Annotated in this window: 29 protein-coding genes; 7 read left to right on the forward strand and 22 right to left on the reverse strand. The window is 50.8% G+C overall.

What is annotated here, in order from left to right; genetic code table 11:
* Positions 1-6 precede the first annotated feature (6 nt).
* The 11 genes from smc to MKY82_RS22520 form a co-directional block, all read right to left on the reverse strand.
* Entirely contained in the window at positions 7-3,576 is a 3,570-nt protein-coding gene (gene smc / locus MKY82_RS22470; protein ID WP_194543602.1) for a chromosome segregation protein SMC, read from the reverse strand.
* Positions 3,577-3,782: 206 nt separating this feature from the next.
* On the reverse strand, positions 3,783-4,481 hold the full coding sequence (rnc, locus tag MKY82_RS22475) for a ribonuclease III (protein ID WP_071220044.1): 699 nt from the start codon (positions 4,479-4,481) through the stop codon (positions 3,783-3,785).
* A gap of 12 nt (positions 4,482-4,493) precedes the next feature.
* Positions 4,494-5,732: a beta-ketoacyl-ACP synthase II gene (fabF, locus tag MKY82_RS22480; RefSeq protein ID WP_194543603.1), complete on the reverse strand. Its 1,239-nt coding sequence runs from the start codon at positions 5,730-5,732 to the stop codon at positions 4,494-4,496.
* A gap of 163 nt (positions 5,733-5,895) precedes the next feature.
* Positions 5,896-6,129, reverse strand: a complete 234-nt coding sequence (gene acpP, locus MKY82_RS22485) for an acyl carrier protein (protein ID WP_006211375.1) — start codon at positions 6,127-6,129, stop codon at positions 5,896-5,898.
* Positions 6,130-6,238: 109 nt separating this feature from the next.
* Positions 6,239-6,988: a 3-oxoacyl-[acyl-carrier-protein] reductase gene (gene fabG, locus MKY82_RS22490; RefSeq protein ID WP_071220042.1), complete on the reverse strand. Its 750-nt coding sequence runs from the start codon at positions 6,986-6,988 to the stop codon at positions 6,239-6,241.
* A 47-nt stretch (positions 6,989-7,035) separates the two neighbouring features.
* Positions 7,036-7,968: an ACP S-malonyltransferase gene (gene fabD / locus MKY82_RS22495; protein WP_339294396.1), complete on the reverse strand. Its 933-nt coding sequence runs from the start codon at positions 7,966-7,968 to the stop codon at positions 7,036-7,038.
* Between the two features lie 48 nt (positions 7,969-8,016).
* The gene (locus tag MKY82_RS22500; RefSeq protein WP_071220040.1) at positions 8,017-9,006 is read right to left on the reverse strand and encodes a beta-ketoacyl-ACP synthase III; all 990 of its coding nucleotides are present in this window, start codon (positions 9,004-9,006) and stop codon (positions 8,017-8,019) included.
* An 8-nt stretch (positions 9,007-9,014) separates the two neighbouring features.
* Complete coding sequence (gene plsX, locus MKY82_RS22505) at positions 9,015-10,001, reverse strand: phosphate acyltransferase PlsX (protein WP_071220039.1); 987 nt, start codon at positions 9,999-10,001, stop codon at positions 9,015-9,017.
* 24 nt (positions 10,002-10,025) lie between these two features.
* On the reverse strand, positions 10,026-10,637 hold the full coding sequence (fapR, locus tag MKY82_RS22510; RefSeq protein ID WP_179090709.1) for a transcription factor FapR: 612 nt from the start codon (positions 10,635-10,637) through the stop codon (positions 10,026-10,028).
* Between the two features lie 140 nt (positions 10,638-10,777).
* Positions 10,778-10,951, reverse strand: a complete 174-nt coding sequence (gene rpmF, locus MKY82_RS22515; RefSeq protein WP_006211382.1) for a 50S ribosomal protein L32 — start codon at positions 10,949-10,951, stop codon at positions 10,778-10,780.
* A gap of 51 nt (positions 10,952-11,002) precedes the next feature.
* Complete coding sequence (locus tag MKY82_RS22520) at positions 11,003-11,512, reverse strand: DUF177 domain-containing protein (protein ID WP_071220038.1); 510 nt, start codon at positions 11,510-11,512, stop codon at positions 11,003-11,005.
* Positions 11,513-11,710: 198 nt separating this feature from the next.
* Between MKY82_RS22520 and MKY82_RS22525 the strand changes: the two genes are divergently transcribed.
* Positions 11,711-12,946, forward strand: a complete 1,236-nt coding sequence (locus MKY82_RS22525) for a nucleotidyltransferase (RefSeq protein WP_339218392.1) — start codon at positions 11,711-11,713, stop codon at positions 12,944-12,946.
* On the opposite strand, the gene MKY82_RS22530 is transcribed toward MKY82_RS22525, so the two are convergent.
* Entirely contained in the window at positions 12,936-13,976 is a 1,041-nt protein-coding gene (locus MKY82_RS22530) for a SepM family pheromone-processing serine protease (protein ID WP_194543607.1), read from the reverse strand. The two genes, MKY82_RS22525 and MKY82_RS22530, sit on opposite strands and share 11 nt — an antisense overlap.
* Before the next feature lie 113 nt (positions 13,977-14,089).
* Here MKY82_RS22530 and MKY82_RS22535 point away from each other — a divergent pair, with 113 nt between their 5' ends.
* Entirely contained in the window at positions 14,090-15,322 is a 1,233-nt protein-coding gene (locus MKY82_RS22535; protein ID WP_339218395.1) for a nucleoside recognition domain-containing protein, read from the forward strand.
* On the opposite strand, the gene coaD is transcribed toward MKY82_RS22535, so the two are convergent.
* Both coaD and rsmD read right to left on the reverse strand, forming a co-directional pair.
* The gene (gene coaD / locus MKY82_RS22540; protein WP_071220034.1) at positions 15,300-15,815 is read right to left on the reverse strand and encodes a pantetheine-phosphate adenylyltransferase; all 516 of its coding nucleotides are present in this window, start codon (positions 15,813-15,815) and stop codon (positions 15,300-15,302) included. The two genes, MKY82_RS22535 and coaD, sit on opposite strands and share 23 nt — an antisense overlap.
* Positions 15,805-16,410 carry a 16S rRNA (guanine(966)-N(2))-methyltransferase RsmD gene (rsmD, locus tag MKY82_RS22545; protein ID WP_194544876.1) on the reverse strand — a complete coding sequence of 202 codons (606 nt, stop codon included), beginning with the start codon at positions 16,408-16,410 and terminating at the stop codon, positions 15,805-15,807. The genes coaD and rsmD overlap by 11 nt, the downstream gene beginning before the upstream one ends.
* A gap of 476 nt (positions 16,411-16,886) precedes the next feature.
* On the opposite strand from rsmD, the gene MKY82_RS22550 reads away from it, so the two are divergent.
* The 3 genes from MKY82_RS22550 to MKY82_RS22560 all read left to right on the forward strand — a co-directional run bounded on the left by MKY82_RS22550 (position 16,887) and on the right by MKY82_RS22560 (position 19,536).
* On the forward strand, positions 16,887-17,093 hold the full coding sequence (locus MKY82_RS22550) for a DUF5316 family protein (RefSeq protein WP_339218398.1): 207 nt from the start codon (positions 16,887-16,889) through the stop codon (positions 17,091-17,093).
* An 83-nt stretch (positions 17,094-17,176) separates the two neighbouring features.
* Complete coding sequence (locus MKY82_RS22555; protein WP_194543610.1) at positions 17,177-17,347, forward strand: hypothetical protein; 171 nt, start codon at positions 17,177-17,179, stop codon at positions 17,345-17,347.
* A gap of 212 nt (positions 17,348-17,559) precedes the next feature.
* Positions 17,560-19,536, forward strand: coding sequence for a stalk domain-containing protein (locus MKY82_RS22560; protein ID WP_339218400.1), 1,977 nt, complete (start codon positions 17,560-17,562; stop codon positions 19,534-19,536).
* A 285-nt stretch (positions 19,537-19,821) separates the two neighbouring features.
* On the opposite strand, the gene MKY82_RS22565 is transcribed toward MKY82_RS22560, so the two are convergent.
* Together MKY82_RS22565 and MKY82_RS22570 are read right to left on the reverse strand one after the other, a co-directional pair.
* Positions 19,822-19,929: a YjcZ family sporulation protein gene (locus tag MKY82_RS22565; protein ID WP_233355008.1), complete on the reverse strand. Its 108-nt coding sequence runs from the start codon at positions 19,927-19,929 to the stop codon at positions 19,822-19,824.
* Between the two features lie 206 nt (positions 19,930-20,135).
* Positions 20,136-20,390 carry a helix-turn-helix domain-containing protein gene (locus MKY82_RS22570; protein ID WP_071220029.1) on the reverse strand — a complete coding sequence of 85 codons (255 nt, stop codon included), beginning with the start codon at positions 20,388-20,390 and terminating at the stop codon, positions 20,136-20,138.
* Positions 20,391-20,568: 178 nt separating this feature from the next.
* On the opposite strand from MKY82_RS22570, the gene MKY82_RS22575 reads away from it, so the two are divergent.
* Complete coding sequence (locus MKY82_RS22575) at positions 20,569-21,240, forward strand: tetratricopeptide repeat protein (RefSeq protein WP_071220028.1); 672 nt, start codon at positions 20,569-20,571, stop codon at positions 21,238-21,240.
* Positions 21,241-21,322: 82 nt separating this feature from the next.
* On the opposite strand, the gene MKY82_RS22580 is transcribed toward MKY82_RS22575, so the two are convergent.
* The 4 genes from MKY82_RS22580 to rpiA form a co-directional block, all read right to left on the reverse strand.
* Positions 21,323-21,958 carry a GDSL-type esterase/lipase family protein gene (locus tag MKY82_RS22580; protein ID WP_071220027.1) on the reverse strand — a complete coding sequence of 212 codons (636 nt, stop codon included), beginning with the start codon at positions 21,956-21,958 and terminating at the stop codon, positions 21,323-21,325.
* 127 nt (positions 21,959-22,085) lie between these two features.
* Positions 22,086-22,517, reverse strand: a complete 432-nt coding sequence (locus MKY82_RS22585) for a GNAT family N-acetyltransferase (protein WP_071220026.1) — start codon at positions 22,515-22,517, stop codon at positions 22,086-22,088.
* Between the two features lie 30 nt (positions 22,518-22,547).
* Positions 22,548-22,997: a MarR family transcriptional regulator gene (locus MKY82_RS22590; RefSeq protein WP_071220025.1), complete on the reverse strand. Its 450-nt coding sequence runs from the start codon at positions 22,995-22,997 to the stop codon at positions 22,548-22,550.
* Positions 22,998-23,046: 49 nt separating this feature from the next.
* Positions 23,047-23,763: a ribose-5-phosphate isomerase RpiA gene (rpiA, locus tag MKY82_RS22595; protein WP_339218407.1), complete on the reverse strand. Its 717-nt coding sequence runs from the start codon at positions 23,761-23,763 to the stop codon at positions 23,047-23,049.
* Positions 23,764-23,851: 88 nt separating this feature from the next.
* On the opposite strand from rpiA, the gene MKY82_RS22600 reads away from it, so the two are divergent.
* Positions 23,852-24,049 carry a hypothetical protein gene (locus MKY82_RS22600; protein ID WP_220684566.1) on the forward strand — a complete coding sequence of 66 codons (198 nt, stop codon included), beginning with the start codon at positions 23,852-23,854 and terminating at the stop codon, positions 24,047-24,049.
* A gap of 98 nt (positions 24,050-24,147) precedes the next feature.
* Here MKY82_RS22600 and MKY82_RS22605 read toward each other — a convergent pair whose 3' ends face one another.
* Both MKY82_RS22605 and MKY82_RS22610 read right to left on the reverse strand, forming a co-directional pair.
* Positions 24,148-24,723 (reverse strand): macro domain-containing protein, encoded by a 576-nt coding sequence (locus MKY82_RS22605; RefSeq protein ID WP_071220022.1) that lies wholly within the window; start codon positions 24,721-24,723, stop codon positions 24,148-24,150.
* A 69-nt stretch (positions 24,724-24,792) separates the two neighbouring features.
* The gene (locus tag MKY82_RS22610) at positions 24,793-25,224 is read right to left on the reverse strand and encodes a hypothetical protein (RefSeq protein ID WP_339218410.1); all 432 of its coding nucleotides are present in this window, start codon (positions 25,222-25,224) and stop codon (positions 24,793-24,795) included.
* Between the last annotated feature and the right edge of the window lie 55 nt (positions 25,225-25,279).

Below are 25,279 nucleotides of genomic sequence, written 5' to 3' on the forward strand. Positions count from 1 at the left end.
GTTAAATTAGGCAATCTCCGCTTCCTCATTCTCAAGCTTGACGGACACCAGCTTCGACACGCCGCCTTCTTCCATCGTGACGCCGTACAGCACGTCAGCCTCTTCCATCGTTCCTTTGCGGTGGGTGACCACGATAAACTGCGTTTGCTCAGAGAACTCCCGCAGATACTGGGCAAACCGCACCACATTCGCTTCATCAAGCGCAGCTTCGACCTCATCCAGTACGCAGAACGGAACCGGCTTCACCTGCAAAATGGCAAACAACAGCGCCATAGCGGTTAATGCACGCTCACCACCGGAGAGAAGCTGCAGATTCTGCAGCTTCTTGCCAGGAGGCTGCGCAACGATATCGATCCCCGTCTCAAGCAATCGGTCCGGATCGATCAGGACCAGGTCGGCACGTCCACCTCCGAACAACTTCGTAAATACCGTGCCGAACTCGCGCCGGATCGCATCAAACGTCAGCTTGAAACGCTTGGACATTTCATCGTCCATTTCCTTAATGACCTGGTACAGGGTTGTCTTCGCTTCAACCAGATCCGCCTTTTGCTCACTTAAGAACAGGTATCTCTCATTAACGCGCTGATACTCTTCGATGGCCCCAAGATTGACATCTCCCAGGGAAGTTATCGACCTCTTCAAGTCACGCACTTCGTTCTGAGCGGCAGTGATGTCTTCCGGAATCGGATACCGCTGCTTGGCAAGCTCATAACTCAGCTCGTAGTCCTCGCTTAATTTCTTCAATATATTCTCAAGCTCAACGTCGAGCCGGTTTACCCCAATCTCGGTCTGGCGAAGCTGATCATCCACGGCCCGCAGCTGCGTGCGCTGTTCCTTGGTTTCGCTCTCTTCCAGCTCCAGCTTCCGGCTAAGCGCGGTGCGTGCAGCCCGCTTGAATTCCAGCTGCTGCGTAGCCTCTTCCTTCTTCAGCTTGTACTGGTTCAGATCCTCGATCTGCTTTACGCTTTCGCTTTCGTTCTGATTCAGGTCGGCTTGAACGGAGGCCAGCATCGTACGGTTTTGTTTCTGCTCCTTCTCGTGGTTGTCGACATCCGACTGAAGGCGCTTGAGCTGCTCCTCCAGCGAGAAGGTTTCCTGATCCAGCTTTCCTTCGCGAACCTTAAGGTTTGTCAGCTGACTCTGAAGCTCTTCCTTCGCCGACTCATTAGCTTTACGGGCAAATTCTGCAGCTTGGATCGCCAGATGGGTTGATTTCTCTTCCTCCTCCAGCTCAGACAACAGCTTCTGCGCGCGTTCACGGCTTGCCTGAATCTCTTTGGCTTCCTTCTCTTGACTGCTCTTCTCCTCGCCTGCCAGCTCGGCTTGTTCGAGGACGTGGCGCAGCTCATGCTCAAGCTGCTTGCGGTCCCCTGCAGCCTGCTGTTCCTCGATTCGCTTGTCGTCTCCGGCTTTACGAAGCTCGTCCAGCTTATCCTGAGATTCGATCATTTGATTCCGGACGCCTTCAATGCCCTGCTGCAGCTTCTCCAGCTGCTTCTCGGTCTCCGTGATTTCCTGATCCAGCTGCTCCAACTGACGCTTGCGTCCCAGCAGGCTGTTCGTTTTCTTGTGCTGACTGCCGCCTGTCATGGATCCGCCTGCATTGACCACGTCGCCCTCGAGTGTGACGACACGGAAGCGATAGGAGAATCTTGCAGCAATTTTGTTCGCTTGCTCCAAGGTCTCGGCGATCACGACATTGCCCAGAAGGCTGCCGACGATGTTGCTGTATCTTGAATCATACTTCACCAGCTCGGAGCCAAAGCCTACAAACCCGGCTTCTCCTTCTGCCAAGTGCCGATCCGAAGCGGATACGTTCCGTGGACGAATGACGTCCAAAGGCAGGAAGGTTGCCCGTCCTAACTGGCGCTGCTTCAGGAAGGCAATCGCCTGCCTGGATACGGATTCGTTCTCCATGACGATATGCTGAACCGATGCGCCAAGGGCTGTCTCCATCGCAAGCTCCAACTTTTCCGGTACACGAATCAGTTCGGCCACCGCACCATGGACCCCATGGAGCACGGATTTGCGGGAAGCCTTCAGTACTTCCTTAACCCCCAGCATAAATCCGTCAAAATCGTCCTGAAGCTCTTTCATGGTATCGCGGCGGGAAATCTGCGCCTCCCGCTTCTGCTCCCATTTCCGAAGCGCTCCCTGCGTCTCTTCCTGCAATTTCTGCAGGGATTGATATCGCTCACTCTCGCTGATATAACCGCTGCGGAGTTCTGCAATCTCTTTACCGAAGCGTTCAATACTTCGATCGATGCTATCTTTGCGGCGGAGCAGATCCTCTTTCAGGGCTTCCCATTTACCCGACTCCTCTTGCGCCCGATTCATCCGCCGATCCAGCGCTTCCTGCTGCTGGTCGGCGTAACGGATTTCATTCCGGGCTTGAGCCATTTGGTTCATAAGCTCCAGTAAATTCCCCTTCAAGCTCTCTTCCTGCTGTTGGCTGATTCCGCCGGTTACGCCCACCAGCTTCGCTTCTTCCGCTGACAGCTGGTCCCGCACTTGGGTTAATTCCTGCTGTAGCTCCTGCAGCTTGCTCTTCATGCTCGCAAGCTCGCCTACGCGCGCTCCTAGACGTTGATCGCCTGACTGCAAACTTTCTTCCAGCTGCTCGCGCGTACGTTCCAGGTTGCGGCGGCGTTCCTTGAGCACCTCGCCATAGCCTTCGCTCTTCTCGAACAGCTCACTGAATTGAAGCAGCTGGCTCTGCAGATCCTCAACTTCCTGCTCCAGCTGGCGCAGCGCTGATCTGTCACTTTCCAGCTTGGCATCGTGCGCGGATACAACGGTGGACAGCGCGAGCTGTTCTTCCTTCAGCTGTTCAAGCTTGGCATTGGCCTCGCTCCATGAGGTATGTATCTGTTCGATCTGATACACATACAGCGAGATTTCCTTGTGCTTCAGCTTCTCCCGAAGCTCCTTGTAGCGAATGGCCTTCTCGGACTGCTCTTTGAGTGGTCCGATCTGATCCTCAAGCTCCGTGACCAAGTCGTGGATGCGAAGCAGATTTTGCTCTGTTTCATCCAGCTTGCGTACAGACTCTTTTTTACGGGATTTATATTTAACGATCCCGGATGCTTCCTCAAAAATCCCCCGGCGATCTTCTGAACGTGTACTCAATATTTCCTCGATCCGGCCTTGTCCAATGATGGAATAGGCTTCTTTACCAATTCCGGTGTCCATGAACAGCTCCGTAATATCCTTGAGTCGGCATGATTGCCTATTAATGAAATACTCGCTGTCCCCGCTGCGGTGCACCCTCCTAGTTACGGTTACCTCATTAAAATCCAGCGGTAGTACATGATCCTCATTATCCAGAGTAAGGGAGACCTCTCCATAATTAACCGCTTTACGCGCATCGCTTCCGGCAAAGATAATGTCCTCCATCTTGCCGCCGCGAAGCGATTTGGCGCTCTGCTCGCCAAGCACCCAGCGGATCCCATCGGAAATGTTGCTCTTTCCGCTGCCATTCGGACCTACAACGGCTGTAATTCCCCGGACAAATTCCATCTCCGTCTTGTCGGCAAACGATTTAAATCCTGCTAACTCGATCCGTTTCAAAAACATATTCGAACTATCACCTCTCCTGCTATTGTAACATAAGTAGAATCGGCTTCACCGCCGTCTTTGGACGAGGTCCATCAACGTTATAAGCAGCTGTCCCTTGATCAAAAGACAGACAACGAAAAGAGCAAAAAACAGTCATCCTATCCGGGTCCGGTTATCCGCTTGACTGCTCTTTGCTCTTTGTTTGTCATCACATCAGCGAAGCTTTAGGCATCCGCACGTTTCAGCTGCTTTAAGGCTACTGCCGCTGCCTGCTGCTCGGCTTCTTTCTTGGATCTGCCGCTTCCGCGTCCAAGACATTCGCTTCCCATGTATACCTCCGAGACAAACTCCCGCTCATGTGCCGGTCCTCGCTCTTCTACGATACGATATTCCAGTGCGCCCATGCCGTGATGCTGGGTCAGTTCCTGAAGCTCAGTCTTATAATCGCTCATCTGCGGACGACCGTTGACGGTCACCGTGGGAAAGACATGGTCGCTTAAAAACCGGCGAACCGCTTCCAATCCCTGATCCAGATAAAGCGCCCCCACAAATGACTCAAATACGTCTGCCAGAAGAGCCGGGCGGGTTCGGCCGCCCGTCATTTCCTCTCCTTTGCCTAGCAGAACGTAACGACCAAAGTCCAGACCTACAGCGAATTGCACCAGGGAGGGCTCACATACGATAGCGGCCCGCAGCTTGGTTAACTCGCCTTCCGGACGGTCCGGAAAAAGGTTGTATAAGAATTCGCTCACCGTCAGCTCCAGAACAGCATCCCCTAGAAATTCAAGACGCTCGTTGTCCTGGCTCTGACTGAAGCGATGTTCGTTTACATAAGATGCGTGGGTAAAGGCCTGCTTCAGCAGCATTGCATTGCGAAACTGGATTTGAAGTTTATGCTGTAACTGCTTCAGATCTCCACTCAACACACTGTCCCCTTACTCGGCGTATTTTTTCAGGATAATCGTGGCATTATGCCCGCCAAATCCGAACGAATTGGACATGACGATATCCAAATCGGCTTTACGCGGGTGATTCGGTACGTAGTCAAGATCGCACTCCGGATCTTGATCCTCCAGGTTAATCGTTGGTGCAATGGTTTGGTTCTTCAAGCTCAGTCCGCAGATAACCGCTTCAACGCCGCCGGCAGCGCCTAGCAAATGCCCCGTCATCGACTTGGTTGAACTAACGGCTACTTTATAGGCATGGTCACCGAGAGCCATCTTAACGGCCTTGGTTTCCGAGCGGTCTCCCACCGGCGTTGAAGTCCCGTGAGCATTAATATAATCCACATCCTCCGGCGCAATGCCTGCGTCACGGATCGCCATCTTCATGCAGCGAGCTGCTCCATCCGGATCCGGCTCGGTAATATGATGGGCATCGGCACTAAGGCCATAGCCAACCACCTCGGCATAAATTTTGGCACCGCGTTTCAACGCATGCTCCAGGGATTCGATCACAAGCACGCCCGCGCCTTCACCCATAACAAAACCGTCGCGGCCGGTATCGAATGGCCGACTGGCTTTTTCCGGCTCGTCATTGCGGGTTGACATTGCACGCATAGCGCAGAAACCAGCCATCCCTGTTGGACGAATGGTTGCCTCCGCCCCGCCGCAGATCATGACATCGGCATCACCACGCTGTATCAGACGGTATGAATCGCCGATCGAATGCGTTCCGGTAGCACAAGCCGTAACCTGTGTAGTGTTCGGACCCTTGGCTCCCAGATTGATCGACATCTGGCCTGAGGCCATGTTAGCGATCATCATTGGAATAAAGAAGGGACTTACACGTTTCGGGCCTTTTTCGAGCAAGATATTATGCTGATCTTCCCAAGTTCCCAAACCGCCGATACCCGATCCGATCGAAACGCCAACCCGTTCTGCATCGGCATTCACGCCAATTTCAAGGCCACTGTCCTCCAGCGCCTTCGCACCGGCTGCAACCGCAAGCTGTACAAAACGGTCCATCTTGCGGGCTTCTTTGCGATCCATGTAATCCTCCGGATTAAAATCCTTCATGGATGCTGCAATCTGTGTTGTGTAATCACTCACATCAAATGCTTCGATGCGGGATACGCCGGACTTGCCTTCCATCAAACTGTTCCAGAATGTATCCAGGTCTTGACCAATCGAGGTCATGACGCCCATTCCTGTTACAACGACTCTATGTTTCAAACAGTTTCACCTCTATATGGACTGCCCGTCCATCTATGAAGCCGCACATGCAGACTCATGATAACGAAGGCAGTAATAATCTATCACTTGTTTTGCTAAAAAAGCTTCGATTGAATGTGGAGAAGTCCCGTCTTGCTAAAGAACGGGACTTAACTGTAATGACTTAGGTATGAGATTGTATGTAGTTTACAACTTCACCTACGGTCGTAATTTTCTCCGCATCTTCATCAGAGATCTCCATATCAAACTCATCTTCCAACTCCATCACCAATTCAACTACATCGAGAGAATCAGCTCCAAGGTCGTCTTTGAAAGATGCTTCTAATGTTACGTCGGCTTCGTCAACACCCAGGCGGTCGATAACGATGCGTTTCACGCGTTCCAATACATCGGACATCCGGCTCACCTCCTCTTGGTAATTATACGAGATATGACTTCAAATTGCCATAGAAGGCATTTGAAAACGATTTAATGCCCAGCGGCCAGCGCCGGAACATTGGCGGCGCCTACATATACATGCCGCCATCCACATGCAGCACTTGTCCAGTCATATAGGATGCACTGGAAGATGCTAGAAAAGCAACCACGCCGGCAATTTCCTCCGGCTGCCCCAGACGGGCGAGCGGAATTCCGCCAAGCAGGCCTTCCCGCATGTCCTCAGGAAGTTCCCGGGTCATATCGGTATCGATAAAACCAGGTGCCACGGCGTTCACCGTAATTCCACGGGAAGCGAGCTCCCGAGCGGCTGATTTGGTCAGACCGATGACTCCGGCTTTGGCCGCAACATAGTTGGCCTGCCCCGGATTGCCAAGCGCTCCGACAACGGAGGATATATTGATAATGCGCCCATAACGTTGTTTCATCATAGGACGCGTCACCGCCTTAAGGCAATTGAATACCCCTTTCAGATTCGTTTCGATTACCTGATCGAACTCCTCTTCCTTCATCCGCATGATTAGATTGTCTCTAGTGATCCCTGCATTATTCACCAGGATATCAATTCGACCAAAAGTCTCCAACACCTGCTTTACCATGGCATCGGCTTCTTCGGTCCGTCCAACGTTGGATTTAACCGCGATGGCCGATACGCCTTTTGCGCGAATCGCTTCCACAACCTCGGCTGCAGCTGCTTCGCTGCCTGCATAATTGACAGCAACGTTAGCGCCCAGATCGGCAAGTCCGAGAGCAATGCTCCGGCCAATGCCGCGGGAAGCACCCGTAACAAGCGCAGTCTGTCCTTTTAGAGCTTCACTCATACCTATTCCTCCTTTCCGAAAGTGATCTGGTTTTTATCCATCGTTATTTATACGACCGTCTCCAAACTGCTGACGCTGTCCAGACTATTTACATTAATGACTTTGACGGATTTGTCAATCTTCTTGATCAAACCGCTGAGAACACTGCCCGGACCAATCTCGACGAAGGTGTCCACTCCTTGAGCGATCATCCATTCCACGCTGTCATGCCATAGCACAGGGGAGTAAACCTGCTCCACCAGCAGACCGCGGATGGCAGCGGCATCTTCCACCGGACGCGCCGTCACATTGGCAACTACCGGAACGGATGGGATATTAAACGCAGCCTGCTCCAGTTTATCAGCCAGTCGGTTAGCCGCCTCCTTCATCAAGGTCGAATGGAAGGGTCCGCTTACCTCCAGAGGGATAGCCCGCTTGCCGCCTGCTTCCTTGACTCTTTCTGCGGCAGCTGCGACGCCCTGTGCGGAACCCGAGATGACGATTTGTCCCGGACAGTTCATGTTCGCAAGTTCTACAACATGTCCCTCTGCCGTAATGCTCTTGCACAGCTCGGACAAAGCCTCACGGTCTGCGCCAAGCACGGCTGCCATGGCGCCTTGACCTCCGGGTACGGCTGCCTCCATGTATTCTCCGCGGGCTCTAACGGTCGATATCGCTTCTTCGAAAGAAAGCACGCCTGCACAAACAAGTGCGCTGTATTCGCCAAGGGAATGTCCCGCAACGTAATCCGGTTCGACCCCCTTGCCGCGAATGGCTTCCAGATAAGCCATGCTGGTTGCGAGGAGAGCTGGCTGCGTATTTACCGTTTGTTTCAAATCTTCATCAGGACCATTAAAAATAATGGAGCTGAGCGGAAATCCAAGCTGTTCATCCGCGGTAAGAAACAAATCCCTTGCGGCAGGAACCGCATCATAGGCATCCTTTCCCATTCCGACGGACTGAGCGCCCTGACCTGGAAATATAAATGCTGTTTTACCCAAAATCGTTAGCTCCCTTCTTTTATTTCACTAGGTCTAAATCCTATTCTGTTACCAGATGAGTACGGAGGAACCCCATGTTAATCCTCCGCCAAAACCAACCATCAACACCTTGTCTCCTTCTTTCAGGCGACCGGATTCCTGTGCTTCGACAAGAGCCAGCGGCACGGAAGCGGCTGAGGTATTGGCGTATTTATCAACATTGATTACGACCTTCTCTTCCGGAAGCTCCAAGCGCTCCATGGCAGACTTAATGATCCGGATGTTGGCTTGATGAGGAATGAATAAGTCGATATCCTTTTTGTCGATGCCTGCTTTGGACAATACGGCTTCCGTGGCAGATCCCATCACCCGTACCGCAAATTTGAACACTTCGCGGCCGTTCATATAAATAAAGTGTTTATTCGTATTAATCGTTTCGGCGGAAGCCGGCAATCTCGAACCGCCTGCCTCAATGTACAGATGTGCTCCGCCCGCACCTTCAGCACCCAGATCAAAGGCCTGGAACCCGCGGCCTTCCGGCACTTCACCGACAATCGCCGCGCCGGCACCGTCGCCGAACAGGACGCAGGTATTGCGGTCGGTGTAGTCCGTAATGCGGGACAGGCAGTCTACCCCGATCACCAATGCGTTGTTGTACATGCCCGTCTTCACGAAATTTGTAGCTGTTGCCAGACCGTATACAAATCCCGAGCAAGCCGCCGACAGGTCAAATGCCGCCGCTTTTTTGGCACCAAGCCGATCCTGGAGCAAACATGCGGTGGAGGGAAAGAACATATCCGGCGTAATCGTCGCCACAATAATCAATTCCAGATCCTCGGCGTTCATTCCGGCGGATTTCAACGCGTTCACAGCAGCATGATAAGCTAAATCCGACGTCGCTTCGTTCGGAGCGGCAATATGTCGTTCCCGGATTCCCGTCATCGAGACAATCCATTCATCGCTTGTATCTACCATTTTCTCCAAATCATGATTTGACAATATTTTCTCAGGTACGTATTTGCCTGTGCCAATAATACCGACCGGACGCAAATTGTTCATTTCCTCACTCACTTCCCGCTGATTTCATTCGAAATACTTTCTACCAATCGGTTCTGCAGCGCCGTCCGCGCTTGGCGAACCCCATTCTTGATGGCGTTCGCATCCGACGAACCATGGCTCTTAACGACCAGACCGCTCAGACCAAGCAAAGGTGCTCCGCCATGCTCCTTATAATCGAGCGTTGATTTCAGGCTGCGAAGCTCCGGCATCATCAAGGCGGCGGCCATCTTGGTCTTAAGCGACTTGCTGAACTGCTCCTTCAACAGCGAAAAGAGCGCACCAGCCGTTCCTTCAATCGATTTCAACAAAATATTGCCCGAGAACCCGTCACATACGAGCACATCGCAAACCCCGTTCATGACATCGCGGGACTCGACGTTTCCAACAAAATGGATAGGCAGCTCCTCCAGTAACGGATAAGCATGCTTCGTCAATTCATTCCCCTTGCCCGGCTCGGTACCGACATTTAACAGCCCGACCCGCGGTTTGGTGATTCCGTGCACCTTCTCGCGATACAGACTACCCATTAGTGCGTACTGCTGCAGATGCTCAGGCTTCGAATCCATGTTCGCTCCGAGATCCAAGGCGAGCATCCCCTTGCCGTCGAGCGTAGGAATCATAGGCGCAAGCGCAGGACGCTCAATCCCCTTCATCCTGCCAACGACCAGCAACCCGGTCGTCATGAGGGCTCCTGTATTGCCAGCCGAGATCATGGCATCGGCTTCACCTTCACGAATCATCCGTCCCGCCACAACCATCGAAGCATCCTTCTTCCGGCGGACCGCCTTAACCGGCTCATCCTCCGCTTCAATGACTTCACTTGCATGAACCACCTTCAGATTGGACGGCTTGTCCTTCAGCAGCGCTCCAATCTGCGCTTCATCCCCAACGAGAATGATCTCGGTATCGCTCCATTCCCGTGCGGCAATGAGAGCGCCCTCGACGTTACTCTGGGGGGCATTGTCGCCGCCCATTGCATCAATCGCAATTCTCATGCCAAACTTCCTCCTTTACTTATGTCATTCTCCTGCAGATCGGTAGATTACGAAATTCCCCTGAAACACCATTTCATCAGCGACATAAGTAAACACTTCCACCTTGGCCTTCCCCTTCTGGCCGGCAATGGACCTAACGTAGGCTTTGGCAATGCATTTCTCGCCGAGACGAACCTGTCTCAAAAACCGTATATCCGCTGAAGACGTCAATGCGATTTCTTCATTGATTACGGCGATGGCAAGTGAATTGGCTTGAGCGAACACATAATGCCCACGGGCAATCCGCGTTTTGCTGAATACATGTTCCTCACGGATTTCAAATATCGATATTCCGCTCTTGTCCAACTGCAAGTCAACGACATCCCCGATTACCTCTTCGAGCGACAAGGAACGAACCTGGTCATAGGAATGCTCCGCCATCTGCTTCATTCGCTCACGAAGCTCCGGGATGCCAAGTTCCATACGGTCAAGGCGTATCGTCTGAATGCTCACTTTAAGCTGGCGAGTCAACTCGCGGTCTGTAACAAAGGGATTCTCGTCGATCAGCTGAATCAGCCGCTGGTGACGGTCTTTCTTGGATAAACGATCGATGACGAAACAACTCCTTCTGCCGCTATGAAAGCCGCCATTCTTCAAACATATATATGTAAATTAGTCGCAAATATTAGAACCTGGTACTAATGTTAAGTATAAATCATGTCACGTCAAAAAGAAAGGGGGGCTTCAGACAAAAAAAATAGCACCTCACCAAAGATGAAGTACTACTTATTTAAAAACTATTGTTTGATGATCTCTCTTGCCTTATACGTTCCGCATACTTTACATACGCGATGAGCAAGCTTCAATTCTCCACATTGCTCGCATTTCACCATGCCTGGCACAGCCAGCTTAAAATGAGTACGACGCTTGTCACGACGTGTTTTGGACGTTCTACGTTGAGGTACTGCCATGTTCCCACCTCCTTATCAGTTCAACCCGCTGAACGGGTGCCATATCCATCATCATTTAAAGAAGTCCTTCAGACCGGCTAGCCTAGGATCGATCACTTCCGTATCGCAGTCGCACGTGCCTTCATTCAGGTCCTTGCCGCAATTCGGGCAGAGTCCCTTGCAGTCGGCTTTACATACCGGAGCTAGCGGCAGGTGGAGCAAAAATGCTTCTTCTACATAGGGAGTGAGATCCACACTCTCACCTTGCACGTATGTAGTGTCATCATTCTCATCCTGAATGGATTCAGGATCTTCCACCGGCTGGAATACTTCATGAAAAGGGATGTGCACATGTTCGCTGATCGGCTTCAGGCAGCGGGAGCAATTCATCTCCAGCTCGCCTTGCAATCGTCCACGAACATCCACCGTACCAGAAACCGATGGGATTGCTGTCAAATCCACGTCTAATGGCTGAACAGCAATGATATCCTTGCGGTCCTTAACGGCATTGCTTACATCCACGGTTTGATGGAACTGTAACGGTTGATCGCTGGTTGTCAATTTACGAAATTGAATTAGCATATCCATCACTCCAAACAAACAAAGATTATTATACCGATTCCCAAAGAGTTTTGTCAACAGGATAACCCTAACAACCTCTTTATTGTTACCCGATATTTCTCTTCATACTACCAGAATTACAACTCTCCCGGGGGATGCGCTTATTGTTGCAGGATCGTCATGTAATTATGTTATATTCTAATCAAGGAGTTGAAACGAATGAAGACGGTTGGCATTGTCGTTGAATATAATCCCTTACATAACGGTCATGTATTGCATTATCGCAAATCCAAAGAAGTCACGGGGGCAGATGCCGTCGTTGCGGTGATGAGCGGTCCGTTTCTCCAGCGCGGCGAGCCTGCCATCGCAAGCAAGCGTGCACGGGCGGAAATGGCCCTTGCCATGGGAGTTGACCTGTGTCTCGAGCTGCCGGTAACCTATGCCGTGCAGCCTGCGGAATGGTTCGCGTACGGTGCGATTGCCATTCTGGAGGCTACGGGCGTAGTGGATTGCCTTTCCTTCGGATCCGAAAGCGGTACGCTGGAGCAGATTCTGCCGTTGTCCCGTTCGCTCGCCAACGAATCCGGCGAGCTTCAATCCGAAATCGAAAAGCGCCTCCGGGAAGGCATGAACTTCCCATCCGCTTACGGCGCTGCCGCTGCTGCCCTATTCGGTGAGTCCGAACCGGCGATTGCCCATTTGCAAGAGCTGCTCACGCAGCCGAACAATTCCTTGGGCCTGCACTATCTAATCGCTCTAGAGCGCCTGGGAAGCCGCATTACACCCTACACCATACCAAGGGAAAACGCACAGTACCATGATCCCTTGCCGGGAGCGTCGTCCATTGCCAGCGCAACCGCCATCCGCAACATCATACTTTCACAGGGACTGGAAGCCGCCAGACCCTATATGCCGGAATTCACGCACAGCATCATGGAGCGGGAAATCAAGAGCGGACGAGCTCCCGTCCATTGGGAGCAGTTTCGCCAGCCGCTGTTTCAAACCCTGCTCACGCATACGCCCGCGCAGCTTGAAGGCCTTCTCGAAGTGACCGAAGGCTTGGAGCACCGTGTTCAGCGCTCGCTATTTCAGCTGGAGCAGCCGACGGTTGACGCCCTCCTGGAAGCGTTGAAGACCAAGCGCTATACGCGAACCAAGCTTCAGCGCATGCTGCTGCACATCATGCTGAATCATGACAAGGCATCGATGAATCGCGAAGAGCTGGCGAAAGGTCCGGGATATATCCGGGTCCTCGGCTTCAGCGAGACAGGGCGTTCTCTGCTGAAACGAATGAAACACAGCGCCTCCCTCCCCGTCATTCACAAGCCGGCCAAGCTGGAGCATCCTCAGCTGGAGAGGGACCTGATGGCAGCCGCCGTTTATGCCAACGGGCAACCTATGCCTGATATGCGCCACTACTACGGCGATTACCTGCTGCCGCCGCTCACCCCTTAGGCGGCAGCTCCTCCAGATACTCCACTGCGTCTTGCAGGTCCTCGACCGGGATCAGCTTCATGTCCGTTTTGATCCGGTCCGCACGCTTCTTGGCTTCATCATAATTTTTTTGCGGCACAAAAAAGATATCCGCTTCCTTCCGATCAGCAGCCACGATCTTGTGCTTCACGCCGCCGATGGGGCCTACGGCGCCTGATTTATCAATAGTACCCGTTCCGGCGACCCGGTAACCTTTGCTCAAATCACCATCGGTGAGTTGGTTATATATTTCAAGAGTAAAGATCAGTCCGGCTGACGGCCCACCGATATTGGTATCCGCAAAATGAATGGTGTGATCGGGATCGGCCGGTTCCACGCTTTGCATCGTGGCAATCATGACGCCTAATCCCGGACGCTCCGCTCCTGTCTTCTCATCCTTAATGCTCACAAGCTGAACCTGTTCCTTAACGGTTTTCCCTTTGCGTTCAAGCTCCACGGATACCACTTCCCCGATGCTTTTCCCGCCTAACAGGCTGGCAATTTTCTCATTATCCTCTGCCGGCTGCCCATCGATCTTGATCAATTTATCGCCAGGCCGGAAATGCTCGGCATTAACAGAATTCTCGGAGATCGACATCACGAATACATAAGCAGGCTCGATGCTGTAGTCAATTCCTGCTTCCTGATAGGCGGCTTCCATTGCAGACGACTGGGAAGAGTTCATGTAATACACTTGTGTGGCTGCATACTCATCCTTGCTCTGATCGCCCATTTTCTCAGCTTTTTTCACAACCTCCGCATTCGGGTTAAACGCAGACATCATCAACAACGCCATATTGGCATAGCTTGCCGACACGGTTGTCATCATAAAAGTGCCCTCTTCCGCCGGATCGCCCTTCTCGACATTGATCATGGGACGAACCTCTTCGGCACTCCCCGGCTGGTATACGAGATAAGGGGTCGGCATATAAACGACAACGTACAGCATGACCCCGACCATTAACAAATACAGCGCAATTTTTAAGCCATTCGGTTTTACAGACTTCTTCATGTGGTTCCCTTCCCTCCGCCTTATATATCCAGCCTTCCACCAAGTTTGGTCTGACGGTTGTCTCCTTTGCATAAAGTTGTACTAGCCATGTTTACGCTGAAAGGAGATTCCTTATGAATAAAGACAACGCCGTCAAGTCATCAAACGGGCTGTGGAACACCATCCTGCTGGGTGCCGCCGCTTTCCTGCTTGTACTGGCTGTCGTCAGCGCGCCCGAACCTGCCTTCCAAGCCACCCTGCAAGCACTTAAGCTATGGTGGAATATCGTATTTCCCGCTTTGCTGCCTTTTCTCGTACTGGTGGAAATACTCATCGCCTATGGCTGGGCCCATGGAGTTGGCATACTGCTGGACCCTTTGATGAAAAAAATATTCAAACTTCCCGGTGCTGGCGGCTGGGTTCTTATAACAGGAATGACGGCCGGGTTTCCGGCAGGAGCGCAGGCCGCCTCCCGAATGTATACACAAGGCGAGCTTCGCGCCATGGATGCCGGAAGGCTCGCCGCTATATCCCATTTCTGTAATCCAATGACCATTCTCGTTGTCATCGGAACCGGCCTCCTTCATAAACCGGAGGCTGGGTATCTGCTGCTGATCGTTCATTGGATTTCCGGACTGCTAGCCGCTTGGATATTCGGACTCTTCCATAAACCGGTTTCATCAGAAGACACACGACGATTTAATTCAACTCTACACACAGTACGGACAAGGGAAAGCGCCCAACGCCCCCTTCTTAAAAGGGCAGCGACTGCGGCGCTGGAGGCCCATCAACGGGATGGGCGGAGCTTTGGCAAATTACTGGGCGATTCCGTTACCCGTTCAGTTCAAACTTTAATGATGACAGGCGGCTTTATCTTGTTCTTCGCCGTCCTGACCAGAGTATTGACCGGTCACCTGCTGCCGCAGCTTCCACCCTATCTTGTATCCGGAATATTGGAGGCCCATCTGGCAGCCCAGTCCATCAGCTCCTCGGCATTCCAAGCTGGAATTTTACAGCTGGCCATACTGTCCGCCGCACTTGCGTGGAGCGGAATCAGCGCTCAGCTGCAAAGCCTGTCGCTCATGCGGGAAACCGGTCTCTCTTGGCGTTACTTTATGATGAAGCGAGCCCTGCATTCCATGCTCGCCTTTGCGATTACACTGGCAATGTGGAAGCCGGTCAGCGCCCTTTCAGCAGGCATCGTACCGGCTTTCCGAACAGAACCGCTGGATCACGCCAATACGGATCAGCACTTCAACTTTTGGAGCGGATTGCCTTCATTCTTGCAGGTTCAAGGCGCGATCTGCTTATTATTGATAGCGGCGTTCTGGCTGTGTTCCCGTCTTATTGACCGTTATCGCCGCTAAATTTACGGCGCATCGCGGCATGGACCTCGGGGCTAACCAGATCCGTGGTGTCTCCATTAAAATGAGCGATTTCCTTAACAAGACTTGAGCTAAGGAACGAATATTTCGGGTGCGTCATCATGAAGATCGTCTCGGCATCCGGATTCAGCTTGTGATTGGTGGATGCCAGCTGAAGTTCATATTCAAAGTCGGTCACCGTGCGGATCCCCCGTACGATGACCTGGGCATTCTTCTGACGGATATAATTCGCCAGAAGGTCACGAAAGCTGTCGATTTCCACATTCGGAAGATGTGCGGTTTCCTGTTTTAAGAGATCCTTGCGCTCTTCAATCGTGAACAGCGGGTTCTTGCTTAAGTTATTCAACACGGCCACAATCAGCAGATCAAACTGCTTGGAAGCGCGTGTAATGATATCCATATGTCCCATGGTGACCGGATCAAAGCTTCCCGGATATACGGCAACTCGGTATGTACTAGTATTCTCATTTGTCATCTTGTAATTCCTCCTCATCAAGCTCTGGCGCTTGATCTTGTGCTGTGTCGTAACGATATATCGATATGGCGGTTTCTCCGTATTTCGCCGTCCGGAAACAACAAAAATCACCAAACTTCTCAGGATAATTGTAACTTGATTCGTATTCCAATACCACCACAGCTGAATCCTGCAGCAAACCTCGCTCTGCCATATCCAGCATCAGCTCGTCACCATTCTTAAACCTGTATGGCGGGTCCAAAAAGACCAGATCGAACTTGTAGCCGCGCTTTTCAAGCGCTTTAAGCGCTCGTCCCGCATCGTTGCGGTACACCTCAGCGCTATCTTCAAGTCTGGCCGCCTTCAAATTATCCTTGATCGTACTGATGCTCTTCGGTTCAACATCAATAAAAACAGCACGATCCATCCCCCTGCTTAAAGCCTCAATGCCAAGGCCTCCCGTGCCTGCGAACAGGTCTAGCAGGGCGCCCCCCTCAAAGTAAGGGCCGATCATACTGAATATGGATTCTTTCACTTTATCCGTCGTCGGACGGGTGCTTGTACCAGGCACACTTTTGAGCGGCCGGCCCTTTGCACTTCCGGATACTACTCTCACTGCTTCATTCACCCGTTTCATTATCTATAAATTAATTGCCAAGACAACGCCATTGACAGTGATTATCGTAACACAATCATCCCATATATGAAAAACGAAACATAATGTCTCGCCATTTTTTTTCAAAGCCATGTATATTTCTACCACAGCCGGGCATCCTTGAAATATCGACATCAATGAATGTCGTAGACAACCGCGGAGAAGACTTACGTTTCCCCATAAGCTCTTCGTCCGGTTTCTCCTCTCCCATGAGGGAATCTCTTCGGAGGTTCCCGAACTAAATCCCTGTAACGGCAACGTTTATTACAGGGATTTAGTTCTTTTTTTATGTTGAGCCGCTAAACGAGATGAGCGGCTTTTTGTCATATCAATTGCTGCTTCTAGTCAGACGATGCACTTACCTGTGTAAAAATGCATAACCATTCCCTCTCAGCAAACGTTCTAACAATAAAGGGCATGATGGGGGGGAACAAGTGATGAACTTGTTTTTATATGCAGGATTGGCTTGCCTCTTGGTCACAGGGCTTCTATCCGGAATGTTTACTACGGGATACCAACAAAGAGGCAACTTCTATGCTGATTCCAAGGAAGACCGCGCATCTAAAAGGAAAGTAGCCAACGGTTTCTTTTTAGCCGGTTTCGTATTTCTTGCGGTCGCCGGCATTGTGTATTTGTTCCGCTAGGGTTGACACTGTGAACATTTGCTCGCGACCCGGCGCACGAATAGTGGGACAAAGACACCCATTTCAAGGGGAGGAACTGATTCATGAATCGTTTCATTAGCCATGAAGATACAGAAATAGAACGAACGAGAATGAAATATGCCTGGATCGCTTTAATCTCTTTTCTTACGTTCAGGAAATTCGCCATAATCGAAACAGTGAAGAATGATTTATACGCGGCTTTATTGCTGTTGAGAGGAACTGATATTACATAATCAAGTTTCTGCCACCTATATTCCCCTCCGTAGTTCCTTAACTAAACACCATTAGGTCGAGACAGTTCATCGAACTATCGCGAGTTCAACCGGACCAGACGTCCCCGGATATCGGAGGGCGTTTTTAATTGCAGGAATAACTCCGATTTTGTCGAATCAATATAGCTGTTTGAAAAATATTCCTAATTGTAGAGTGAAGAGAGGTCATGTAAGTGAGAAGAACGTTGTATGTTCTCGCATTGTTTACCATGCTGGCGGGACTTGGTTTTGCAGGCAGCACGACGCACGGGATCGCTTCTGCCGAAGAGTCCAGGCTCCAGATCAGCGACATTGCGGGAAGGAACACCTACCTGATGAGCGATGGCTCCATGTGGTCCCTGATCGACGGACGACATGCCATACGGACGCCGGGTAAAGTTGCAGCCATCAGCGGTTATGAATACGGAGGCATCGGTATGACGCAGGATGGACGATTAGTGGAATGGGATATCGGCAAGGGACCCGAGGTCGTTCCGGGAACAAGCGGAGTGAAGCAGATAGCGGGTTCCTACTGGCTGAAGTCGGACGGCACCGTATGGGGCGGCTCGGAAAAAGCAAAAAACCTCAGCGTCATTTTGCTTATCGCCAATGCGGATCAAGAATTTGCCGCCTTGTCCTCAAACGGGGAGCTGCTATTAGAGGATAACTACAAAAAGGGACATTTCAAGAAGCTCGGTATCGTGGAAAACCCGGTCGGGGTCAAATCCATGACGGTTCACAGCGGGCGTGTTGCCCTATTGCGTGACAACGGTGACGTGGTGGTATACGAAACGTCCAACTTTGATGATAACGGGCGCATCATCCCGGTTACCGTCGCCCAGAACGCAGCACATATCGTTTATGCATCCAATGAGCCGACGGATCTTCTGATTGTGACGCTCCAAGATGGAACCGTATGGACAACCGGAGTGTATAAAGACCGCTGGAAGCTCAAGGAGCAGGTCTCCGGACTAAGCGGGATCGTAAGAACCTCAATTTACGGAAATGCCGAGGATCTGTCGGAGGGGTTCTATGCTCAGCGTTCTGACGGAAGCTGGATACATCACACGAACGGGCAGAACAAATCGGTTGATGTGCCTGTCGTTAAGGCCTTATCAGTTTCGATATCCGATGCCAAGCCTTATGTAGGGGATACCCTTGAAGTCAGTGTCCAGGAGACTTACACGAACGGGGCCAAGATCAAAGTGCCGGTTAAAGATGCCTTGATCGATATAGAGAAGCCTTATCTGATGAACATACAGAAGAACGGAATACTGAAGTCTGCGGGCGTTGGCAAGACACAGATTACGGTAACCTCGGGCGGTTTGTCCAAATCGATAACGGTATCGTCCAGCCTGCGCAACAATTTGAAATATGCGAAACAAGTTAACGAGAATATTATGGTGCCGGCCAAATCCGTCATCCAGGCACTGGGCGGCACCTATTCGGCCAAAAACGGATCCGTGGAGGCCAAGTTTGGAGAGACCGTGCTCTTGCTCACGGCAGGCAGCAACCAGGCCAAGCTGAATGGCAGCCCGCTGCGCTTGAAGGCAGCTCCGATGACCGACAAAGGCGAACTGCTAATTCCAGCTTCCGTGTTATCCGATGTTCTGGGCGCGAAAATCGGCTGGGAAGCCAAGTGGAAACAAGCGAATATCTCCTTCGGGAGCGATGCAGTCATGACCGTTGTTTCCAATGAGACGGCTGGCTTGATTAAAAAAGCGATGCAGGGCAGCTTGGTTAAATTTATTGGTCGAACGTATTGGGTGAATGATTTCGAAGACTTGGAACGCTTCTCGAAATTGACGGTAACCGACATTTTGCCGGATGACAAAGGCGAATTCAATGTGATTTTCAAAACGGCTTCTGGAAAAACAGTGAAAAGCTATCCTATGCGGTCTTCGGAAGTAATGCAGCTGTTTGCGGACCGATCTTCCCTATTAAATTACGACCCTTACCAAAAATACAAATGGTCCGCATCGGTCTGGAAACAGATTAAAGCAGGCCAGGTTTCCCTCGGGATGACCAAAGAACAGGTGCAGCTGTCATGGGGAAATCCGGCGGCCAAGGACATTACCACCGGCGGCGGGAAAACCATTGAAACCTGGGGGTACTCGAATTTTGATATCGTATCTTTCGTTAACGGTAAGGTTATATTGATTATGATGTAGCATGAGTAGCACACCGGGGACAGAGGATGGACCCGGGTCCATATTCGTTCTCCCAAAAACAGACCACTCTTCTCGAGCGGTCTGTTTTTTTGGAGATTATTCTCATATGAGGTTAAACGTTAAACGATATTCATGACAAATCATTCACGCCGATACTCCCTTCATCATGAACAAGACCGCCCTAAGAAGAGGCCATGCCTCTTTTGGACGGTCTGTCGTTGTGACTGCTCAAGGTGCTCGGTAATTACTTATTGATTCAATTGGTTTGTTCGCTCAAAAGACGGATTAGATAAATGCGCGAGTAATGATCACCAACAAGATGAATAATACCAAAATAGCACCTACAGAAGAGCCATATCCATAGCCGCCGTAACCTTCTCCTACTCCGCTCACATGAATCCCTCCTTTTTTGAACATACCACATGTTATGTCGGTTCCGCTCAAATGAACTGGGCTGCCGCCTGTTCGGGATAAGATTAATGAATTGGCCCATGCATTCGAAAATCCCGGATACGACTATAGAGCATCACCCTTGATTCCCATATGAAAGAGGCATGGTGTAACGGTCGTTTACCACACCTCATGCGATCACTTATTGTCTATACCTGCGAAAGCTGTTCTTTTTCATCCCGCTCGGTGTCAGGATCTGAATATACAATTCTCCTGCGGCGATCGACCAAACCTTCTTCGCCCAACTCACGGTATTTGCGCATCCACACTTTCAGCCGTCCGATATCAGATATTTGTAAGGCCGATGCCACTTCTTTCTTAGTCATGCCCTCCAGCCGCATGGCGACTGCCTTTTTCTTCGTTTCAAAACTGTAATGATGGAATATTTGTCCCTTTTTCGCCATGATTATCACCTCTTTACTACCTTTATCGGCTATCATCGACCTTCTTTCAATACCTATGGCCTATTCCGACATGCGCATGTATTCAAGGTCTATGGAACCGATCGTATTTCCACCTAAATAAATCCATGTTATGGTATAATTTGTGTTACAACTTCACATAGAAATTGAGGGATCCCTTTTGTTTAAACTCATCATTTTTGGATTTCTGTTCTACATCTTCGGTAATCCGATTACGGCGATCCTGGTGCTGCTGCTCATCGTGTATGTGCTGGACCGCCGCTTCGTCGGGGTATTTCCCAGCGTGACAAAGCCAATTAAGCGCGCACGTAATATTTCCAAGCTGCGCAGACAGATTGCAGTTAGCCCCAGCGACGTTTCATCAAGGCACGAGCTTGCCAGATTGCTTCTGGAGCGACGTAAGTATGGGGAAGCCTTGAAGCTCCTTGAATCCATTGAATCCAGCTTGGAGGACTCCGCCGAGTTCTGGGACGATATCGGAAACGCACGGCTGCATACCGGCAGCATACCGCAAGGGGAGTCGGATATTATCCGGGCCCTGGAGATCAACCCGAGGGTCAAATACGGCCGGCCTTATCTTAGGCTTGCCGATGCATTTCGGGATTCGGATCGGGAGAAGGCGCTCCATTATTTAGAGCAGTTCCATTCCATTCACTCTTCTTCAAGCGAAGCCTTTTATTTGCTGGGATATATGTATCAATCGCTGGGAAGGACCGAGGATGCCAAGAAGTCTTATCAGGAATCTATGGATGTATACCGGTCACTGCCGAAATACAAAAAACGGCAAGAACGCAAATGGGCCGTACGAAGCTTTTTCAGGAAATTATTATAATTAATAAGGATTACATAAATCAAAGGGCGTCCCATGGTCGAGAGACCAGGGGACACCCTTTTTTTCTTAATCATTCGATTGGTTATGCAAGCGGCTTGTACCCAAGCCGGTTTAATTGTTCCGCGATCACCCGGTACCCTCGGCCATTCGGGTGTAAACCGTCCACCGACATCAGTTCTTTCTCTCGGCCTGAAAATTGTGCGTAAATATCAGCTACTCGAAAATAACCGTCACTTAGCCCCATCAAGTGCCGATTGAACCGAATCACGTATTCCGTTGCCTCCGTCCAGGCCGGGTATGGATTATACAGACCGATAGCGCGAATAAAATAAGGTTTGCTGACCGGAGTCTTTATTTTACGGATATGTCTAATGGTATTAGCCACATGATTCTGACATCGATACAAGGCAGCATCCAGCACCTCCCGATTCGGTCGGCCTCCCGTGGACTTTACCGCACGTATCAAGTCATTCCCTCCGATCGATATCGTGATGATCTGAGCCTGCTGCAGGTGAAAGCGATACGTAGGAAGCTGAACGACCCGATCGTATAACTCATCCGAGGTTAATCCATTGACCCCGAGATTCTCATGGGCCACGAACTGGCGAAGCTTCTCCTCCGCCATCCGGCGGTATAACGGAACAAAACCGCTGCCAGGCATCGCCCCAAACCCGAAGGTCAAGGAATCGCCGACAGCGGTATAATGGTACACCAACATGTTCACCCCCTGCCCGCTCGTTACGACATTATATGAGGAGTACCCCCATTGCGAAACGGGTCTATTGTCTTGAATGGCAATTTTAATTCCACTCGAAGACGGCAAACATGCTTTGGATAAGAATAGCCTATTCTTCGGATTCCTCCACCTCGTAAATACAGCGGAATCTTTCAACACCCGGATACTTTTCTCCCAGGCTGTACACCTCAAAGCCGATACTGCGGTAGAAGTTTACGGCATCTTCGTCCGTTTCGGCAATAACTCGGGCCGGCTTAGGCTGGACCTCAAGGAGCAACTCCAAAATCAATCCTCGTCCATATCCCTTTCCCCGATTCTCCGGAAGAACGGCAAGATGCCGAATGGTAAGCTCGTCCTGGTCGACATCAAAACCGATGACTCCTAAGAGAAGACCGTCCTCTTCAAATCCAAACAACCGGCTTGGGCCCGTCTCATAAGCAGCAGCCGCCTGATCCACGGCTTCCGGATCCGGAAATACCGAGTAACTGAGCAGTTCCTTTACTTCGGGTTGCATCGCTTGCATCGTTATATCTTTAAGCATACATATCTCCAATCTAAAACTTCTATAGGTCTATAACATCTTCTCCGCACTGATCCCAAGCTTACGCAGCAGCATCGCCGCCTGCGCTCTCTCGTCTTCCGACAAGCCGCTAAGCACCTTAACCATCAATTCCTGATGCTGAGGAAAGATGGCTTCAAAGAATTCCTTTCCCTCTGCGGTAAGCTCAGCATAAATGACGCGGCGATCCTCAGCGGAAGCCCGGCGAACCAGCAGGTTTTTCTTTTGAAGCTTGTCCACCACGTATGTAATGTTACCACTGGAAATGAGCACCTTTTCGCCTATTTTTTGCAGCGGCTGCGGTCCTTTGTGATAGAGCACATCCAATACGCCGAATTCGGTGGAGTTCAATCCGTGACTATTGATGCTGCGATGCGAATGTGTCATCACTGCGTTATAAGCTCTGGCAAGGACAACCAGCAAATGTAACGGGGTATCCTCGTGTTCTTGAATATCCGACATATTTCACCCTCCGAAAGATATCATGTTATTAAGGTTAATGAACGCCGGATCAACTGTCAAATGTATTCTTTGCTTCTATGCTCCCGGAATGTAATATCCGTACCGTTCCATCCTGGCAGCCGATGATCGCTTGGTCAGCTATACCGATAAACAGCCCATGTTCAACCACGCCAGGAATGGCGTCTAGCCGAGAGCTCAATTCCTCAGGACGGGCAATATGCTGAAACCGGCAATCAGCTATATAATTCCCGTTATCCGTAACATAAAATCCCTCATCTTGCTTACGGCGGATCTCCACCGAACAACCAAGCTGGGCTAGTGACCGAACCGTCCACTCAAAAGCAAAAGGGACAATCTCAACCGGCAGCGGGAAAGTGCCGAGTTGAGCTACGGTTTTCGCTTCATCCGCTACAATCACGAGCCGTTCACTGTGAAAAGCCGTGATCTTCTCGCGGAGAAGCGCTCCGCCCCCTCCCTTGATTAAACGGAGCTGGTCATCCAACTCATCCGCCCCGTCAATCGTCAGATCCAAGCGAGCGATCTGATGGATAGGCGTCAAGGATATCCCTTGTTCCATCGCCAGCTTCTCCGAAGCTTCAGAGGTAGCCACGGCCTGAATCGAGAGTCCGGATCGGACCATCTCACCGATTTTGAGAATCGCGTAATAAGCGGTTGAGCCTGTGCCCAGCCCAATCTTCATCCCATCCTGAACATACTTGGCGGCATGCTCCGCCGCGATTTTCTTCATATTATATTCACTTTCCATGTGAATCCGCTCCTTCGTCTTAAGCTGAATCAAATGCTATAATATGGGGTAAACAGATGGATTTCATACAAACGAAAGGATTATACTTATGCGAACCGAGAACCAAATCAAATCCAAGATCAATGAACTTACGATGCAGAAGAAAAAGCTGCACACTCGCTTGACTGCTCTTGAGGAGAACAGTCCGGAGCGAGCCTCCCTTCTCAATCAGGAAACCCGCCTCGACGATATGATCACGATGCTGGAATGGGTGCTGTTTGAGCCAAGCGGTTCCTATCATATGTAAAGTCGACTGACAAAACGTCAGGGGCGCTAACTGCGCCCCTGATTTTTATTAATGAATCGCGGTCTGTCTTCTGAGAATGTGCGTCGATAAGGTTTTTCTTATACTTGCGCCTCCTTCTCCTGTGTGTACTGCTCAAGCCAATGGATATAAAGCTCTTCATTATCAGGAGAAAAACAAACGAAGTCAATCCGATCCAGGCGGTTATCCGGCAGATCCTCCTCAAGCAGCTCCGTAACCGCCTTTAACGCAACGTCACATGCCGGAGCCTTAGGATACTCATAGATACCCGTGCTTATATTAGGAAAGGCGATGCTTCTGGCACCCACCTCGATTGCAAGCAGGAGACTGTTGCGGTAGCATTCCGCCAGCGTATGCTCCTCACGCCGTCCGCCGCCCTCCCAGATCGGGCCGACCGTATGAATGATATGCTGGGCAGGCAGCCGGCCTGCACCGGTAATCACAGCATTGCCTGGCGGGCAGCCGCCTTGCTGCTTGCGAATTTCCATGCACTGCTCCATGATTTCCGGCCCGCCGGCGCTATGAATTGCGCCGTCCACGCCTTTTCCACCCAGCAGTCCCGAATTTGCAGCATTGACGATAATGTCGCCCGTCCATGTCGTAATATCGCCTATAAAGACGGAGACCGATGTCCTTCCGATTTTAAATGTTTTCATTTCGGAAAATCTCCTTTCGGTCTTTTATTTCTTTATTACCCCGCTAGTGGGTGGATTGACCCTGTTTGCCTATTCTGTTCTCGGCTTTTTTTTGGCAGCTGCAGACAGTCGGTCGGTCAAACTCTTCTCTTCCGGTCCTTGCAGCGCCTCCTCCAACGTGCGGTAAAACATCAGCGTGCCAGTGTCCCTGGACTTCGTCAAATGATGAAGAAACACATTGCCGGCTTGCTCCAGCTTCAGATCCTCGGATGCATTCCTGACCCGGCAAAGATATACCTTCATCATCCCTTGCGGGTCGCGAAATTCCATGACGCCGATCGGACTCATCGATCTTTTGTCCTCCTCCGTGAACTGAGGCGTCATATAAACGGTATATTCCGAAGCAGGCGGAGGAATGTATGCTTCCCGTTTTTTATCCGCAATTAATTTGGAATTCATGAATGCGATGTAACCCGCCGCTGCGAACAATAGGATGCAGGCAGCCATTGCGATATTCAACATGTATGTCTCTCCTTGTATATAATCAATCCATCAACCGGTAACCTAAAGAGTGCAT

Source organism: Paenibacillus sp. FSL W7-1279, from assembly GCF_037969845.1.
GTDB lineage: Bacteria > Bacillota > Bacilli > Paenibacillales > Paenibacillaceae > Paenibacillus_AQ.